This window comes from Streptomyces sp. BBFR51 (assembly GCF_044591655.1).
Lineage (GTDB): Bacteria > Actinomycetota > Actinomycetes > Streptomycetales > Streptomycetaceae > Streptomyces.
Genome location: NZ_CP172448.1, coordinates 9,165,406 through 9,180,816 on the forward strand (window position 1 = coordinate 9,165,406; position 15,411 = coordinate 9,180,816).

Below are 15,411 nucleotides of genomic sequence, written 5' to 3' on the forward strand. Positions count from 1 at the left end.
CGTTGGGCCGCACCGAAGAAACCGTCGTTGGACGCGGTCGTGGGCGAGCCGGACGCTGGGCGCCATGACCGCTTCCCGGAGCACCACCACCCGCACAGGGGTGTCCACTCGCCCCGGCCGCCAGGACCGTCTCGACCACCTCGTGTACGAGATTCGGGCCGCCGTCCACCGGGGCCTCCCGCCCGACCGCACGGCCGGTCTGGTCGGAGACCGTCTGGCACCCCACCTCGGCGCCGCCAACCTGCTGACGGACCGTCAGTGCGAGGGCGACGCCGACCGGTACCGCCAGCACGTCCTGCACGCGGAGGAGGACGGCGGCTTCTCGATCGTCTCCCTTGTGTGGCTGCCCGGCCGGCGCACGAGCATCCACGACCACGTCTCCTGGTGTGTCACCGGTGTCCACCAGGGCCGTGAGCACGAGCGCCGGTACGAGCTGATCCCCGGCGACCCCGCCGGGCGACTGGTCGCCACCCGGGACGTGGTCAACGAACAGGGCCAGGTGTGCGGCTTCGCACCACCGGGCGACATCCACCGGGCGCCGGAGGACGAGGGGTGACATGACCGGCCCCGCGCGACGATTGCTTCCACCTTGCTTCTCGCACGGTCCGGACAGGCAAGGCCCCGTTGTCGTCGCCCGCCCGACGCGTCGTGGTGCGCGGGCGTGGCGCCTCCGGCAGGGCCGCTGCCTGCGGTGTTGACCGGCGCGGTGCCCTCGGAGGAAGGGGCGGGATGGCACGGCTCGCTCTCCGGAATCCGCCACATCGCTGCCATGTGGCCGCTATCACACCGTTGGGGAGGATCCGGGCGTCTTGGTTCGGCCGGGGCAGGACGTACTCTGCGATGATACGAAACCGTTTCGTTTCGTAAGTCTTCGTCCACCCCCTACTCCAACCAAGGACTGGAGGACGTCCCCATGTCCCAGACAGCCGCCGCGACGCCGGAGGCAACCCCGTTCCCGAAGGGCGGTGACCAAGCCGACGACGTCCCGTCCGGCCGCCGTTGGTGGATCCTCGCCATGATCGGGCTCGCCCAGCTGATGGTCGTACTGGACGCGACCATCGTGAACATCGCCCTGCCGTCCGCCCAGGCCGACCTCGGCTTCTCCGACGGCAGCCGCACCTGGATCGTCACCGCCTATTCACTCGCCTTCGGCAGTCTGCTGCTGCTGGGCGGACGGATCGCCGACCTGTTCGGCCGCAAGCCGGCCTTCCTGGTGGGCATCGGCGGATTCGCGGTGGCCTCCGCGATAGCCGGCGCCGCCCCGAACTTCGAGATGCTCGTCACCGGCCGCGCGCTGCAGGGCCTGTTCGGCGCACTCCTCGCGCCGGCCGCCCTCTCCCTTCTCACCACCACGTTCACCGACGCCAAGGAACGGGCGAAGGCCTTCGGCATCTTCGGTGCCATCGCGGGCTCCGGCGCGGCCGTCGGCCTGCTGCTGGGCGGCGTGCTCACCGAGTACCTGAACTGGCGCTGGACCCTGTACGTCAACCTCATCATCGCCGTGGTCGCGATCGTGGGCGGCTGGCTGCTGCTCGAGCGCACGGAGCGCGACCGCGGCGCCAAGCTCGACGTCCCCGGCACCGTTCTGGTCACCGCCGGTCTGTTCGGCATCGTCTACGGGTTCTCCAACGCCGAGTCGCACGACTGGAGTTCGCCGCTGTCATGGGGCTTCCTGGCCGCCGGTGCCGTACTGCTGGCCGTGTTCGCCTGGTGGCAGACCAGGGCCGCGCATCCCCTGCTGCCGCTGCGCGTGCTCCTGGACCGCAACCGTGGCGCCGCCTTCGCGGCACTGCTGGTCGCCAGCGCCGGCATGTTCGGCGTGTTCCTGTTCCTCACCTACTACCTCCAGCTGACCCTGGGCTTCTCCGCGATCCAGACAGGCCTGGCGTTCCTGCCCATGGTCGCCACACTGATGGTGTCGGCCACCATGTCCACCACCTTCCTGCTCTCGTTCGTCGGGCCGAAGATCGTGGTGCCCCTCGGCATGGCACTCGCGGCCGTCGGCCTGTTCTGGCTCACCGCCCTGGGACTGGACAGCTCCTACGCCGCCGACGTCCTGCCGCCCCTCCTGGTCACCGGTCTCGGTATCGGCCTGGTCATGGCCCCGGCCATGAGCGTCGGCACCAGTGGTGTGGCCACCGAGGACGCCGGTGTCGCGAGTGCCTCCCTCAACACGATGCAGCAGATCGGCGGCTCCATCGGCACGCCCCTGCTCAACACCCTGGCCGCCAGTGCCGCCACGTCCTACCTCGTCGGCAGGAACCCGGCCGACCAGCTCGTCCAGGCCCAGGCAGCGATGGACTCCTACACCACCGCCTTCATGTGGTCGGCCCTGCTCTTCGCCGCGGGCGCGCTGATCACGGCGCTGCTCTTCCGGCGCGGGATCGCGACGGCGGACCCGGACGCCGCCCCCACCGTCCACATGTAGGCGGCATGTGGCGGCTCGCACCCACCTGTGGGGACGGGGTGGGGTGCGAGTGACGGGCCCGGTATCGACGATGTCGTCGGTACCGGGCCCGTTCCCGTTGGCCGGAAAGACACCGGGCCAACCCTGAACCCATTCACCACGGCGGACGTTGTCCGGGGCGAGCGCCGTCCCGTCGCCACGGCGAGGCGGTGCGACCGGTGATCCTCAGACTCGGAGTATCCGTTGCTCAAACGTACTGCCGTCTATGTCGGAACACTCGCGCTCGGCCTGTCGGGTGTGCTGGCCGGTGTCGCCCAGGCCACTCCCGGTCCGACACCGCTCCCGGACACCGCACCGGTCCGTATGGACACCACCTCGGTGTCCGGGAAGGAGCAGCGGGCCGCCCGGTCGTTCTGGTCCACGGAGCGCATGCGGGCCGCGCGGGAGGCCACGCCTCCCGCCACCGGATCGGTCGAGCCGGACAGCAGACCCTCCGCAGGAAACGACGACGGGCGACCGGCCCTGGAGATACCCCCGCTCAGGGGGAAGGGCTCCCCGCACGCGACGTCTACGTCTACGTCAACGTCAACGTCTACGTCGACGTCCGAAGCGTCCGCCGACGCCACTTCACCGACGCGGTGGACCGGCGGCGGCCTGGTAGCGCGCACGGCGGGCAGGGTCTTCTTCAGCCGGGCCGACGGCGGACTGTTCACCTGTTCGGCGTCCGCGGTGAACAGCGCCAACAAGTCGACCCTCCTGACCGCGGGCCACTGCGTCGTCGACGCGAGCACCGGCGAGGTGTACAGGAACTGGGTCTTCGTCCCCGGGTACGAAGAGGGAGAGCGCCCCTTCGGCACGTTCACCGCCTCCCAGCTCCTCCACGACGCGGACTACGTGAGCAGCGGCGGAAACCTCAACTACGACTACGCCTTCGTCGTCGTCTCCCGGTACAACACCCGCTCCCTGGGGGACATCGTCGGCGGCCTGGGGCTGTCCTTCAACACCGCCGCGCCCGGGATGCGCGTGCACTCCTTCGGATACGGGGGTTCCGAGGCCGAGGGGAGGGGCGAGTGGATGAACCACTGCGAGGGCGACCAGTACGTGGACGAGGGGCGCGCCGACTCGACGATGCTGGGGATCGGTTGCGTGCAGACGGGCGGCTCCAGCGGAGGCCCCTTCCTCGCGGACTTCGATCCCGCCACGGGCGCCGGACAGGCGGTCGGTGCCATCTCGGCGAGCGCGGGCGGCAGCGAGTACTACGCGCCGCTCCGGGGCTCCGCCGAGACGATCTACCGTAAGGCGGAGACGCTGGACGGCGGAAACACCGGCGAGATCGTCCACTCCGCGGGCAAGTGCCTGGACGTCCCGTCCGGCGACTCGGCGAACGGGAACAAGGTGCAGCTCTGGGGCTGCAACGACACGGGTGCGCAGCAGTGGTACGTCGGCTCCCGAGGGACGATCGAGGCGTTGGGCAAGTGCCTCGAGGTGCCGGACGGGGCCACCGCGGACGGGACGCTGCTGCAGATCTGGGAGTGCGACGGCGGCGCCAACCAGCGCTTCTCCCTTTCCAGCACGGGTGAGATCGTCGCCCAGGAAACGGGCAAGTGCCTGCAGAGCGTGGACAGCGACCGGGTCTCGATCGCTCCGTGCAACGAGTCCATCGCCCAGCGCTGGACGGTCTCCGGCCACGACAACGGGGGCGGCCCGCAGGTCAACGAAATCCTCGACAGCCGCGGCACGTGCGTGGACGTTCCGTCGTCCAACCCCGCGAACGGGAACAAGGTGCAGCTGTGGGGCTGCAACGGTTCGCTCGCGCAGCAGTGGTACGTCGGCTCCCGCGGCACGGTCCAGGCGTTGGGCAAGTGCCTCGAAGTGCCGGACGGGGCCACCGCGGACGGGACGCTGCTGCAGATCTGGGAGTGCGACGGCGGCGCCAACCAGCGCTTCACCGTCACCGACGCGGGCGAGATCGTCGCCCGGGGAACGAACAAGTGCGTCGAGACCGTCGACCCCGGCACCACCTGGGGCAGCCGCGTGAAGATCGCCCCGTGCGACGGGTCGCAGAACCAGCGTTGGACGGTCAGGCCGGTCGCGTGAGCGGCCCGGCCCCGAGGAGGGGGTGAGTGAAAGACGCCTCTCCGCGCACCGGCTTCCTCCACGAGGGGCCGGTGCGCGACTCCCCGTTCTCCGGGCAGTCACGTCGTGATGCGCCCCCACCGCGCACCGCCACCGACGAGGAGACCTACCCATGCGGATCGGCATCGATGTCGGCGGCACCCACACCGATGCCGTACTCCTGGAAGGCGCAAGGGTGCTGACGTCGGTCAAGGCCCTTACGACACCGGACGTGACCTCCGGGATCAGCCTCGCGGTCGAGGGGCTTCGCCGGCGGCACCGTTTCGATCCGTCGCGCATCCGTGCCGTCGTGATCGGCACGACCCAGTTCCTCAACGCCCTGATCGAAGGGCACCGGCTCACCAAGACCGCCGCGCTGCGGCTGGGGTGGCCGTCGGGCGCCGCGATCCCGCCCCTGACGAACTGGCCGGAACCCCTGGTCACGGCGATGTCGGGACGCGGCTACCAGGCCCGCGGCGGCCACGAGTTCGACGGTCGTCGCATCGCCGAACCCGACCCCGGCGAGCTGCGCGCGGCCGCGGCCGACATGGCCGCGGCGGGAGTACGCAGTGTGGCGATCAGCTCCGTCTTCTCGCCCGTCGACGCCGAGTTCGAGATCCGGGCCGCCGAGATCGTCTCGGCCGAACTGCCGGACGTCGACATCTCCCTCTCGCACGAGATCGGCCGCATCGGCCTGCTGGAGCGGGAGAACGCGACGATTCTCAACGCGGCGCTGCGTGAACTGGCGGGGGATGTCGTCAACGGCCTTGTGGAGGCCGTGGCGGGCGCGGGAGTGACCTCACCCCTGTACCTCAGCCAGAACGACGGCACCCTGATGGACGCCGACCACGCCCGACGCTGCCCGGTGGCGACCTTCGCGTCGGGGCCGGCCAACTCCATGCGCGGCGCCGCCGTGCTGTCCCAACTCGACAGCTGCGCCGTCGTCGACGTGGGCGGTACCACCACCGACATCGGCGTGCTCCAGGGGGGATTCCCCCGTGAGGCGACAGCCGGGGTCCGGGTGGCCGGTGTACGGACCAACTTCCGGATGCCGGACGTGGTCTCTCTTGGCATCGGCGGCGGCAGCGAGGTTCACGGCGCGACACCTGCTCCGGTGATCGGCCCCCGGTCCGTGGGCCGTCTGCTGACCTCTCGGGCGCTGGTCTTCGGCGGCGGTACCCTCACCGCGACGGACATCGCCGTGGCGGCCGGACGCGCGGAGGTGGGGGACCCGGACCGGGTGCGGCACCTGGACCGGGCCTTCGTGGACGCGGTGCTGGCCCGGATCGCCGACGAGATCGCCGGCGGCGTACGGACGATGCGTACGTCGGCGCGCTCGCTGCCCCTGGTCGCGGTCGGCGGCGGGACGCTGCTCCTGCCCGACCGATTGGCGGACATCGGCACGGTGCACCGTCCGGAGCACTCGGCCGTGGCCAATGCCGTCGGCGCGGCGGCCGCCCGGGTCGGCGGAGAGACCGACCGCGTGTACGCGGCCGGTACGACGGGCCACCGGTCCTTGATCGACGAGGCGAAACAGGAAGCGGTGGCCAGGGCGGTGGCGGCCGGGGCGGACCCCTCGACCGTGCGCATCGTCGACTACGACGAGGTACCGCTGCCCTACCTGCCCGGAAACGCCACGCGTGTCAGGGCCAGGGCCGTCGGAGACCTCCGGCCGCCCGCCGGGGGAGAGGCGGCACGGGATACGTGAGATCACCGTGGACGACGTGGAGGCGACCGGCGCGTGCTCGCGGCGGATGCGGGCCCAGGGGCGCCCGTGAGTATCGCTCTGCGCCGCCTCCTGGCGTCCACGCCGTGGTCGGCGTCCGTCATCGTGCTGGCCGGGTCGGGCGCGCTCGACCGGTCGGTGCACACCGTGCGCGCCGTGGCGACCGCGGATCCGCCGGGCCCCTTCCACGAGGGCGAACTGTTCGTCCTGGCCCAGTCGCTGCCGCTCGACGACTGGCGGGTGGATGTGCTGCTGCGCAGGATCGCAGACACGGCGGGCGCGGGGCTCGTGCTGCCGGGGCTGAAGCCGCTGCGGTCCACCGTGCGCCTCGCCGCCCTTCTGGAGGTGCCGCTGCTCGGGACCACCGACGCGCCGCTGGATCTGTGCGTGTCGGCCCGAACGCTCCTGGCCCTGCCCGAGCTGGACGGTGCCCGACTCGTGCTCGACACGCACCGGGCGCTCGGGAACCGGGTGTACGCGCCCGAGGTGGTCGTGGCGACGTTCCGTGACATCGTCCGTGCTCCCGTGGCCCTCCTCGACGACCGGGGCGAACCGCTCGCCGGGCGGCTGTCGGCAGGTGAGCCGCGCCCACGGACACTGCCGGTCCCGACCCGCGTTCCGCACGAGCGGGGCCTGGTGCTCGTCCACCCCGTTCCGCACGCCGGGTCGAACCGGGCCGGCGAGTGGCTCGCCGTCGACCTTCCGCCGGGCTCGGTGTGCCGCGCCGACGCCGTCGCCCAGGCACTCGACGTGGCGGCCGGCGCGATCCAGCGCTGGCTGCTCTCCCACCGGCTCGACCTGGAGCGGGACGCCCGGTCGCGCGGCACCCTCCTCGGCGACCTGTTGCGGTTGAACAGGGACCCGGGTTCCGACCTGCGCCGACGGGCGGCCGACGCGGGCTGGGTGCTCGCGGGCTGGCACGTGGGCATGCGGCTCGGCACCGGACCGGACGTCGACACGATCGCGCGTCGCCCCGACATCACACGGGTGCTGGAGGCTTCGGGCATCCCGGCGGTGGTGGTCGAAGACGGAAACGGCTGGACGGCAGTGGACGACGTACGACAGCGAACCCACCGCCGACGAGGTGGACCTGCTGGCGAGGCGCCTGCGCGAGGCCCACCGCGCGTTGCGCCGGACGGTCGAGGCCGACATGGGCATGGGCAGGCCCCGTGCCCACTGGGACGGTCTGGCCACGACCCTTGGTGAGGCCGCGGACGCGGCCCGACTGGCCGCGGCCCGGCCGGAGGTGGGCCACTTCCTGCGCGCGGACCGGCTGGGGATGGCGCAGCTGCTGCTGGAGTGGGCACGGACGGAGACCTTCGAGCCGACGGCGCGCAAACTGCTGGCCCCGCTGCGTGAGCTTCCCGGCGACCTCGTCAACACCCTTTCCGCCTACCTGGACTCGGGCGGCTCGCTCGCGGAGACCGCCGCCGTCCTGGGCGTGCACCGCAACACGGTCACGGCGCGGACCGAACGTGTCGAGCGCATCCTCGACGTCACGCTCAAGGACCGCGACGACCGACTGGCGCTGCACCTCGCCTGCCGGACCGTGGCACTGGCGGACGATCCCCGCGCGAGTGCCGGGCCACCCCGCCTTGCGGCTCCTCGCCCCGCCACGGGGGAAGCAGACTGATCGCATGGTCATCGACACCTCGCACATCGCGGCACTCGAACGGGGCGCTTCGCTGCTGGCCTCGGGCGGCAGCGGCGACACGGTGATCGCGGCGGACTGGCTGACGGCGGCGCTGGCGGAGGGGCATCGGCTGTCACTCACCCCCGCGGCCGCGCTGCCGCACGACGCACGTGTCGTCCCCGTCGGCGGCTTCGGGCTGCCCGACGCCCTGCTGGAGAAGCCGCCGAGCGGTGACGAACTGGCCTCCGCCGTGGCCGCCGTCTCCCGCTGGACGGGTGAACCCGCGGACGCGCTCATGACCGTCGGGCTGGCCGGGGTCAACGGACTGCTGCCCTTCTTCCTCGGGGCCCGGCTCGACCTGCCCTGGGTCGACGCCGACCTCGCGGGACGGGGGCTCACCCGGCTCAACCAGGCATCCGTCTGCGCGGCCGGCCGCGGACTCGCGCCGATCGCCTTCTCCGAGACCGGAGGCGACCTGATGGTGGTCGCGGCGGGAGCCCCTTCCCGGATCGAGCAGAACGCACGCGCCTTCGTCGCGTGCGGCAGCGGCTGGGGGATCATGGCACTCGCCCCGATACCCGCTGGGCAACTGTCCCACTGCACGGTCCTGGACACCGTGAGCCGGGCACTCGCCCTGGGCCGCGATTCCCTCGCTTACGGCAACACCCCGGCCGGGTTCGGGAAGTTCGCCGAGGTGTCGGGAGGGCGGATACTGGGCGGGGGCCGGGTCGTCGAGGTCCGGCGCAGGCCCGGCCCCACTCAGCAGGGCCGTCCGGGATTCGCCCGCGGGAGTGTCGCCGTCGCCGAGCCGGGCACCGGTCGGACCCTGCGCCTGGAGATGGAGAACGAGTACCTGATGGTCCTGCGGGACGGCGAGGTGGCCGCCACCACGCCCGACGTGCTCGCCGTGCTCGACCGCCGCGACGGCGTCCCCGTCTCGTGCGACCAGGTACGACCGGGCCGCGACGTCGTCGTCCTGCAACTTCCGGCCGCCCCGTTCTGGTGCCACCCCCGCCGACGGCCGACCGTGGAGCCCCGCGCCTACGGCTTCGACTGCGACGCGCACACGTTGCCGTGAGCGGGCCGGCTTCTCGGAGTTTCGGGCGAGAGCGAGGGACGGCTGCGGGAAGGACCGGTGGTTTCCTACCGGTTGAGGTCCAGGACCGCGACTGCGAGGCCGTCGTGGTCGGCGGGGCGACCGTGGCCATGAGAGCTCCGTCAGGGCGGTGGCCACCCACGAGCGCGACAGCGACGGCTCAGTCGCCGCAGCACGAGGGGGCGCCCGGCGGCGCGGAACGCCGTGCGGCCGCCACCGCTTCGGGGACGGCGTCGCCCCCGTATTCCCACATCTCGCTGATCCGTCCCGAGTCGACGCGCAGGAACAGCTCCCTGCCCGGCTCGCCGTCGCCGAGTGACACAGTCGCCCCGGCGTCGTCGATCGTCACCTCCAGCCCGGCGGCGGTGGTGTTCAGGCGCTCACGCAGGGGAGACAGGTACCGCGTGACGATGTCCCGCGGCCCGCGCAGTTCCACGTCGCCCGTGCCGTGGAGCGTGGCGTGGTCGGCGAACAGGCGGGTGGCCCACTGGTCGAGGTCACCGCGGTCGAGGGAGACGAGCAGCCGGCCCACCAGGGCCTCGTTCGGATTCTGTATATACATGTCAGTACTGCCGGACGAGGAGGGTGTGTGCTCCGACGGTCGTCGGGACGACGATCTTCCCGCCCCGCGGCCGGCCCACGTCGACGGGTTCGCCGTCGAGCAGTACCTGGTAGTGGGCCTGGTCGATGAGCTGGGAGACGGTGAGGGCTGTCGGCCTGCCGGCGGAGTCGGCGTCGGCCGTGGTGATCGCGACGTTCAGTGTGCGGGTACCGGCGTCGTAGTACGCCTGACGGACCCGGACGGTGGGGTAGTCGACCCCTTCGAGGGTGGGCTCGTGGAACTTCCCGGTGTTCGGGCTGCTGTGCAGTCCGTGCCACCGGCCGGGGGAGGCGCCGGTGAACGCGGGCATCAGCCAGGCGTTGTACTGGCCGCGCGGCCAGTTCTCGCCGAGGCCGAAGCCGAAGGAGAACTCGCCGTGTTCGTCGTCCCACGTCGGTTCGTAGTTGGCCTCGATGAACCCACGCAGCGCGGAGTAGGTGGCACGGTCGCCCAGTTCCAGGGCACATGCCGCGGCGAGCCCGGTCGCCGTGTTGGCGTCGATGTCCATGCCCGGCAGGGGCGACAGGAAGGCGGTTCCGTCGGGCTGTTCCCGCAGGAAGTGGTGGAGCATGCCCTCGTACATGCGCTCGGCCAGCGGGAGGTCCAGCCCGATGCTGTGCCAGAGCAGCGGGGCGTACAACCCGGCGCTCTGCAGATGGGGCTTGTTGAGGTTGAAGTCGTGGTTGGGATCGTAGAAGCCGGTCAGGGCGTCGACCCGGCCCGACTCCTCGTTCACGGGGAAGTAGTGACGCCGCCCGTAGCGCTTCCAGTTGTCGAAGGCGCTGAGCAGGTCGGTGCCGTGCATGACGTCGAACAGCCGGACCGCGCCGCCGGTCAGGGCGTTGCACCAGGGGAAGATCTTGCCCGCCTCGCAGGCGATGCCCGGCCAGAACGCCCGCCACTGCCGCGCGATCAGCTCGTTGAGCTCGCGGTGGTCGTAACGGAAGGAGTTCTCGGAGTCGTAGACCACGTCGAACGGCCGGTCGTAGCGGTCGTCGCCGGAAACGTAGGAGTAGAGGGACAGCGTGAGGTTCAGGTAGCCCTTGTACATGAGGTTCTGGCCGGCGCCCCGGACCGGGTCGGGATCGTACTCGTAACCGCCCGAGCCGTTCCCCGCCCATCCCGCTGTGTTGTAGTTCCTCTCCTGGCCGGGCGGGAAGGCGGCCAGCCACTCCGGCGGGTAGGAGTCGCGCATCGGGTCGTCGCCCCGGTGTTCGAGCCACTCGTACAGCGACCAGTACTCCAGGTAACGGTCGCTCGAGAAGCCGAGGATCTTCGTGTAGATCTCGCGCCACGCCGGGGTCGTCTCGGCCATCAGCGCCAGTGACCACTGGCTCCATGTGAGGTCGTAGCGCGCGAAGTTGCCGAACGGGGTGAACGAGCGGTCGTCCCACGACTCGTGCGGCGTGTCCTCGATGGTCCACGTACCGCCGAAGTCGACCTTGCGGTTCAGGTGGGCCAGCCATCCGATCGCCTCGTCGCTGAGCGAGGGGACCCCGGGGACGATCTCGCGGCTCGAGCGCACCCGGCCCCGGAACGGACCGCCCGTGCCCGGTCGTGAGGTGAACGGTTCGACGAGGTTGCCCTTCCACCATTTCCCGGTGGTCGTCCTGGGAGACATCGGATCCTCCTGCGGTGCCGTACGGATGTCGTACGTGAACTCCACGGCACGACGCCGCGGTTGTCACCTGGCGATTCGCTGCGCGGAGGGTGCGACCCTGTGCGTTCGGCCCAGTGACTGCCGCGAACGGCATGGTCAGGAGCCGTGAACCCGTTGCCCCGCAGTCCCGTTGAGCCGGTAGTGATCACCGTGGACGTGTCGTCCTTGCGACATGTCCCACCCGCGCCAGGACGAACCGGTGACACCAGCCGGGGCGGCGACGGAGCGTGTGGGGAAGAACAGCGCACGGCCGGCGGGTGCCCAGCGGGCGACGGCGGCACCAACGTGCCGTGCGGCACAACGGAAGGCATGAGAACTGATGAGACGGATGCGCCTGGCGGCGGCCGCGGTGACGGGTCTTGCCCTCGCCTCCGGCGCCGTGCCCCCGGTCGCGGCGGACGCCCACGGCGGCCCCCCGACGACCAGCAGGACCGCTGCTGCCCCGGGACCGGGCGGCAGCGCCACGGTGCGACTGATCACCGGCGACCGGGTGACCGTGACGACGGACGCGAGCGGCCGGCACACGGCGTCGGTGACTCCGGGAGAGGGCCGCCGGCACGTCCTCTTCCGCACCGTCGAGGAGGACGGCCGGCTGTCGGTCCTCCCGTCCGACGCGAAGGCACTGCTGGCCACCGGACGCCTGGACCGCGGCCTGTTCGACATCACCTCCCTGATCGCCCAGGGGTACGACGAGTCCCACTCGGACACCCTGCCGTTGATCGTGGGAGGCACCCAGGGCGCCGAAGCGCCCGGGAACACCGCGGACGCCGCCCCGCGCCGGCTGACCGCGCTGGCCGCCGACGGAACGCCGACCCGCCACCTGGAGACCATCGGCGCCGAGGCCGTGCGCGTCCCGGCCGACGACCTCGGCGCGTTCTGGAAACGCCTCGCCCCCGACCCCGCCGAGGTGTCCGCCGCCGCCACCGCCCCCCGCGTCCGGCTGGACGGCCGGGTACACGCCTCGCTGGACCGCAGCACCGCCCAGATCGGCGCCCCCGAGGCGTGGAAGGCCGGTTACGAGGGTGACGACGTCAAGGTCGCGGTACTCGACACCGGTGCCGACGCCGGCCACCCCGACCTGGCCGGACGCATCAGCGAGGCGAAGAACTTCTCCACCGGCACGGGCACCGGCGACGGGAACGGGCACGGCACCCACGTCGCCTCCACCGTCGGCGGCTCGGGAGCGGCCTCCCACGGCAGCCGCAAGGGAGTCGCCCCCGGGGCCGACCTCCTGATCGGCAAGGTCCTCGGCGACGACGGCTCCGGCAGCGAGTCGCAGGTGATCGACGGCATGGAGTGGGCCGTCGGCCGGGGCGCCGACATCGTCAACCTGTCCCTGGGGTCCGACGCGCCCAGCGACGGCACCGACCCGATGAGCCAGACCCTCAACGAACTCTCCGAGTCCTCGGGCACGTTGTTCGTCGTGGCTTCCGGAAACAGCGGGCCCGGCACCGGCACGATCGGCAGCCCCGCCGCCGCGGACGCGGCCCTGACGGTCGGCGCGGTCGACCGGGACGACACCCTCGCCGACTTCTCCGGCCGCGGCCCCCGCCCCGGCGACGACGCGGTCAAACCCGACGTGACCGCGCCGGGGGTCGGCATCGTGGCCGCGCGGGCCGCGGGAACCACCCTCGGCACCGTGGTCGACGACCACTACGTCGCCGCCTCCGGCACCTCCATGGCCACGCCCCACGTCGCGGGAGCGGCGGCGCTGCTCGCCCAGCAGCACCCCGACTGGACGGCACCGCGCCTCAAGGACGCGCTGATCAGCACCGCCCGCACGATGCCGGGACAGCGCGTCACCGAACAGGGCGGCGGCCGCATCGACCTCAAGACCGCCGTACGGACCCCGGTCGTCGCCACCGGCACCCAGGCCCTGGGCGTCTACGAGACCGAGGACACCGGCACCCACACCCGAACCGTGCGCTACGCCAACCACTCGGACGACGACGTCACCCTCGACCTGGACCTCCGGCTGGCGACCGCCGGCGGCCGCGAGGCCGGTCCCGACGCGGTGCGCCCGGCGACGAAGCGCCTCACCGTCCCGGCCGGCGGCACCGCCGAGGTGCCCCTGACCGTGGCACCCTCCCGCGCCGAACTGGGCCGCTACTACGGCCGTCTCACGGCCACCTCCGCCGACGGCCGGACCGTCGTCCACACCACGCTCAGCCTGCGGGTGCGCGGTCCCGTGCACGAACTTCGGGTCGTCTCCCACGACCTCGAGGGCCGTCCCGTCCAGAACTTCCCCGTGATCCAGGGCGCCGAGGGCTACGTGCCGTACACGGACTGGGAGAAGGGTGTCGCCGAGGTCGAGGAAGGCACCTACCAGGTGTTCGCCTCCACCACGGACCAGTCGGGTGAACGGGACAGTCTGTACCACGTCGTCCTGCCCCAGGTCGAGGTCACCAAGGACACCACCGTCGTCCTCGACCCCCGCAGGACGACCAAGGTCGAGATCCGCACCCCCCGGCCCGCCGAACAGCGCGGAGCCCTGAGCTACCAGACGCACCGGGAGATCGACGGACACGGCTGGACCGACCGCGTCATGGCCTTCGACGTCGTCCGCGACCTGTACGTCAGCCCCACCGAGCGGGTCACCGACGGGACCTTCGAGTTCACCTCCCGCTGGCAGCTCGTGGCCCCGATGCTCCGGGCCGACGTCGTCGGCGGTCCGCGCGGCCTCAACGCCTTCTACGAGCCGACGTCCGCCCTGTTCGACCCGCGCGGGGCACGGCTGACCGCCGTCGCCGCCGGCACCACCGCCGCACCGGACTTCCGCGCCGCCCGGGGCCGGCTCGCCGTCGTCACCTACGCCGGGGACGGGAAGAGCGAGAGGGAGATCACAGACGAAGCCGCCGCAGCGGGCGCCCGCGCCGTGCTGCTCGTCCACTACGAGGACAACGCCTGGACCCGGTGGACGCCCAACGGCGCGCGCACCCGGGTGCCGCTGATACGCGTCGGACTGACCGACGGCACCGACCTGCTGAAGCGGATCGAACGGCGCGGGACCACGGTCGCGTTCACCGGCACCCCGCGCAGCCCCTACCTCTACGACGTCGTCCAGGTGTCCTCGCAGGGCATCCCGCACCACGTCACGCACACCGTCTCGCGCCGCAACAGCGCCGTCGTGCGCTCCGTGTACGCCGACAACGGCGGTCTGCCCTGGGCGACGGAACAGCGCTACTCCTGGCGGCCCTACCAGGAGTACGCCCAGGACCAGTTCCCCCGCCACGTGCCGACCAACTTCACCCGCACCGAGTACGTCAGCTCGGGCGACACCCAGTGGCAGCACCTGGTCCTGCACGAGACGGTGGAGAACATCGACTCGCCCCTCGACGTCGGCATGCGCGAGGCGCCCCGCACCCACCGAGCCGGCGAGCGGACCGGTGAGACCTGGCAGGGCGCGGTCGTTAGGCCCTCGATCCCGCGGGGCGGCGCCGTGCCCCCGACGACGCGGGCCGGGGACGTGCTGAGGCTGCGGATCCCGGAGTTCACCGACTCCCGGACCGGCCACTGGTCCCGTGTGATCACCGATCCCGCCCTGCCCGGTGGCGCGGGCACGTCGACGGCCACGGAAACGGTCGCCGCCGAACTCGTGCGCGACGGCGAGAAGGTGGCCGACCTGGCCGACGCCTGGCAGGACGTCCAGGTGCCGTCCTCGGCCGCCGACTACCGCCTGAGGCTGAGGACCGGCCGCACCTCCGACGAGTGGCGGTACGCCACGGCCACCGACACGACCTGGTCCTTCCGCTCCGGTTCGACCGGCGGGACGGCGCCGCTGCCGCTGCTTCAGGTGGACTACCGGGCACCGGTGGACGCGCGCAACAGCGTGGGACCGCGCCGGGCGTACACGCTCGGGCTGACGGTGCGGCACCAGGACGGACTCGGCGCGCCGCGCGGGGTCAGGGCGCGCGTCGAGGTCTCCTACGACGACGGCGCGCACTTCACCGCGGCGCCCACCGGGTCCCGGGGCGACGGCAGGTTCGCCGTCACCGTCGCCAAGCCGTCGAAGGTGCGGGGCGACGCGTTCGTGACGCTGCGCGTCACCGCCCGGGACGGGGACGGCAACGAGGTCCGCCAGACCGTGACGAGGGCGTACCTGCACCGCGGCTAGGTCCCGTCCGGAGTTGCCCGTCGTCGCCCGCGGGGCGGACGGGCAACTCCGGAAGGCAC

General features: G+C 72.1%; 10 protein-coding genes. 8 read left to right on the forward strand and 2 right to left on the reverse strand.

Annotated elements, in window-relative coordinates:
• Nucleotides 1–64 precede the first annotated feature (64 nt).
• The 7 genes from ACGH7X_RS41355 (at nt 65) to ACGH7X_RS41385 (ending at nt 8,959) form a co-directional block, all read left to right on the forward strand.
• A complete protein-coding gene (locus ACGH7X_RS41355; RefSeq protein WP_399896421.1) occupies nt 65–556 on the forward strand; it encodes a cysteine dioxygenase in 492 nt (163 codons plus the stop codon).
• Nucleotides 557–913: 357 nt separating this feature from the next.
• Complete coding sequence (locus tag ACGH7X_RS41360; protein WP_399896423.1) at nt 914–2,428, forward strand: MFS transporter; 1,515 nt, start codon at nt 914–916, stop codon at nt 2,426–2,428.
• Between the two features lie 222 nt (nt 2,429–2,650).
• A complete protein-coding gene (locus ACGH7X_RS41365; RefSeq protein WP_399896426.1) occupies nt 2,651–4,504 on the forward strand; it encodes a ricin-type beta-trefoil lectin domain protein in 1,854 nt (617 codons plus the stop codon).
• A 151-nt stretch (nt 4,505–4,655) separates the two neighbouring features.
• A complete protein-coding gene (locus ACGH7X_RS41370; protein ID WP_399896429.1) occupies nt 4,656–6,230 on the forward strand; it encodes a hydantoinase/oxoprolinase N-terminal domain-containing protein in 1,575 nt (524 codons plus the stop codon).
• Nucleotides 6,231–6,296: 66 nt separating this feature from the next.
• On the forward strand, nt 6,297–7,454 hold the full coding sequence (locus ACGH7X_RS41375) for a hypothetical protein (protein WP_399896432.1): 1,158 nt from the start codon (nt 6,297–6,299) through the stop codon (nt 7,452–7,454).
• Nucleotides 7,405–7,881, forward strand: a complete 477-nt coding sequence (locus ACGH7X_RS41380) for a PucR family transcriptional regulator (protein ID WP_399896435.1) — start codon at nt 7,405–7,407, stop codon at nt 7,879–7,881. The genes ACGH7X_RS41375 and ACGH7X_RS41380 overlap by 50 nt, the downstream gene beginning before the upstream one ends.
• Nucleotides 7,882–7,885: 4 nt before the next feature.
• Entirely contained in the window at nt 7,886–8,959 is a 1,074-nt protein-coding gene (locus ACGH7X_RS41385; RefSeq protein ID WP_399896438.1) for a DUF917 domain-containing protein, read from the forward strand.
• 178 nt (nt 8,960–9,137) lie between these two features.
• Here the strand turns inward: ACGH7X_RS41385 and ACGH7X_RS41390 are convergent, their stop codons facing one another.
• The gene (locus ACGH7X_RS41390) at nt 9,138–9,539 is read right to left on the reverse strand and encodes a hypothetical protein (protein ID WP_399896440.1); all 402 of its coding nucleotides are present in this window, start codon (nt 9,537–9,539) and stop codon (nt 9,138–9,140) included.
• A gap of 1 nt (nt 9,540) precedes the next feature.
• Nucleotides 9,541–11,199 carry a hypothetical protein gene (locus ACGH7X_RS41395; protein ID WP_399896443.1) on the reverse strand — a complete coding sequence of 553 codons (1,659 nt, stop codon included), beginning with the start codon at nt 11,197–11,199 and terminating at the stop codon, nt 9,541–9,543.
• Nucleotides 11,200–11,557: 358 nt separating this feature from the next.
• Between ACGH7X_RS41395 and ACGH7X_RS41400 the strand changes: the two genes are divergently transcribed.
• Nucleotides 11,558–15,352, forward strand: coding sequence for a S8 family serine peptidase (locus tag ACGH7X_RS41400; RefSeq protein ID WP_399896445.1), 3,795 nt, complete (start codon nt 11,558–11,560; stop codon nt 15,350–15,352).
• Nucleotides 15,353–15,411: the final 59 nt, after the last annotated feature.

Coding starts and splice junctions, on each gene's coding strand:
- ACGH7X_RS41355 (WP_399896421.1), top strand. CDS start 65: ATGACCGCTTCCCGGAGCACCACCACCCGCACAGGGGTGTCCACTCGC.
- ACGH7X_RS41360 (WP_399896423.1), top strand. CDS start 914: ATGTCCCAGACAGCCGCCGCGACGCCGGAGGCAACCCCGTTCCCGAAG.
- ACGH7X_RS41370 (WP_399896429.1), top strand. CDS start 4,656: ATGCGGATCGGCATCGATGTCGGCGGCACCCACACCGATGCCGTACTC.
- ACGH7X_RS41380 (WP_399896435.1), top strand. CDS start 7,405: ATGGGCAGGCCCCGTGCCCACTGGGACGGTCTGGCCACGACCCTTGGT.
- ACGH7X_RS41385 (WP_399896438.1), top strand. CDS start 7,886: ATGGTCATCGACACCTCGCACATCGCGGCACTCGAACGGGGCGCTTCG.
- ACGH7X_RS41390 (WP_399896440.1), bottom strand. CDS start 9,539: ATGTATATACAGAATCCGAACGAGGCCCTGGTGGGCCGGCTGCTCGTC.
- ACGH7X_RS41395 (WP_399896443.1), bottom strand. CDS start 11,199: ATGTCTCCCAGGACGACCACCGGGAAATGGTGGAAGGGCAACCTCGTC.
- ACGH7X_RS41400 (WP_399896445.1), top strand. CDS start 11,558: ATGAGACGGATGCGCCTGGCGGCGGCCGCGGTGACGGGTCTTGCCCTC.